The sequence below is a fragment of the Candidatus Korarchaeota archaeon NZ13-K genome (genome assembly GCA_003344655.1).
Taxonomy (GTDB): Archaea; Korarchaeota; Korarchaeia; order Korarchaeales; family Korarchaeaceae; genus Korarchaeum.
The window spans coordinates 1-1,857 of record MAIU01000132.1 but is presented as its reverse complement, the minus strand read 5'-3'; the positions used below and the strand labels follow the sequence as shown (position 1 = coordinate 1,857).

The 1,857-nt window shown below is 59.6% G+C and carries 2 protein-coding genes; both read right to left on the bottom strand.

The window, feature by feature from the left end; translation table 11 throughout:
* Nucleotides 1-1,079, bottom strand: a 1,079-nt coding sequence (locus BA066_07815) for a dihydroxy-acid dehydratase (GenBank protein RDD52787.1), incomplete at its 3' end; no start/stop codon positions are given.
* A 33-nt stretch (nucleotides 1,080-1,112) separates the two neighbouring features.
* Nucleotides 1,113-1,857 (bottom strand): hypothetical protein (locus BA066_07810; protein ID RDD52786.1); only part of this gene is annotated, 745 nt, incomplete at its 5' end.

Below are 1,857 nucleotides of genomic sequence, written 5' to 3'. Positions count from 1 at the left end.
CTCCTGTCCCTGACCTCCACCCTCTCTATTATCCGCCCCCAGGTCTCACCGCTCACCGTGAGCGCGTCCAGGTGCATCATGTCCGCCAGCTCCTTGAATATTGCTGGCACTCCGCCGGCTAGGTGGAGATCCTTCACGTAGTGGGGGCCTGCTGGGTTCAGGTTGGCTATGTGAGGGGTCTCCCTGCTTATCCTGTCGAAGAGCTCCAGAGGCAGCTCGATTCCGGCCTCCCCAGCTATCGCCATCAGGTGGAGGACGGCGTTCGTCGATCCCCCCAGGGCCACGTCAACCCTTATCGCGTTCTCGAAGGCCTCATAGGTCATTATATCCCTCGGCCTTATGCCCGCCTCGAGGGCGCGCATCACCAGCCTCCCGGCCTGCCTTGCGGCCCTCAATCTCTCCGAGGAGACCGCCGGTATAGTTGAGGTGCCCGCAGGTATGATGCCCAGGGCCTCACCCGCTATGGCCATCGTGTTGGCCGTGTAGAGGCCGGCGCAGGATCCCGGTCCCGGGGCCGCGAGGGACTCCATCCTCCTGAGCTCATCCTCGCCTATCCTGCCCGCGGCGTGCTGACCGACGGCCTCGAAGACGTGGCTTATCCCAACCTCCCTCCCGTCCACGATGCCAGGGAGCATGCAGCCGCCGTTCACCATGACGGCTGGTATGTTGAGCCTCGCAGCCGCCATCAGCATGCCCGGCGTTATCTTATCGCAGGAGCTTATCAGGACCAGTGCATCGAACGCGTGAGCCCTGGCCATGAGCTCGACGCTGGCCGCTATCACCTCCCTGCTGGGCAGGGGGGCCTTCATGCCCTCGTGCCCCATTGCTATGCCGTCGCATATAGCTATCGTGTTGAACTCCAGAGGGGTTCCTCCCGCCTCCCTGATACCCTCCTTCACCGCCCTGGCCACCTTATCCAGGTGCATGTGACCGGGGACTATCTCGTTCCAGGAGTTGGCCACGCCTATGAGCGGCCTGCTTAAATCCTCATCATCCAGACCGGCTGCCTTGAACAGGCTCCTGTGGGGGGCCCTCTCGGGCCCCTCCGTGACGAGCCTGCTCCTCCACCTCACGTCCATATGGAGGAACCCGATGAGAAAAATAAAAAGGTTTCATTCGCTCTCCATCATCCTCTCTATCCAGGCCTTCTCCCTCTTGCTCCGGGACTTGAATATGGCATCAAGCACCCTGGTCTGCCCCAGGAACATGAGTATGATCGCCAAGATGTACAGCAGGTTGAGGGGCCAGTCCCTCAGCATCGCTAGGTAAGCCTCCCTCTGGGGGAGAACCCTCCCGACGACAGCTATGGGGAGCATAGAGAGCAGGTAATCAACCCCTAGGACGAGCATGCCAGCTATGAAAGTTCCGATGCCGAATGAGAGGGCCCTCATGCTCCCGGTCCTGAGGTAGATGTAGTGGAGCAGGGCTACAGCGATGGTTCCGCTCAGAAGGGCGCCCCCTATCAATATCATCATTGTGACGGACAGTAAGGGGTTGTATACGAGGCTAGCTATGTATGTGAAGAAGATGACCCCAACGAGCCTGTAGGCGAAGTAAGTTATGTAGAGGGCTGATATGAGACCAGCTAGCGGGACCAGATAGAGGATCTTGAGCTCCATTAAGTAGAAGGCCAGCGTTACTATTGCAGCGAAGGCCAGCAGAACTGATGCGAGGGCGTAGAACCAGGCGTCCACATGAGGGGTGAGCCTGGGTGGGCTGACCGCGAAAGGATCTCCAACGAGCTCATAATACCTCAACAGGAAGAACTCCGCCAAGGAGAAGGTTATGAAAGCTATGGCCCATGCCAGAACGGGGCCCGCTCCTTTCAGGCTCCTCGATCTCACCAGGGTCCCTAGG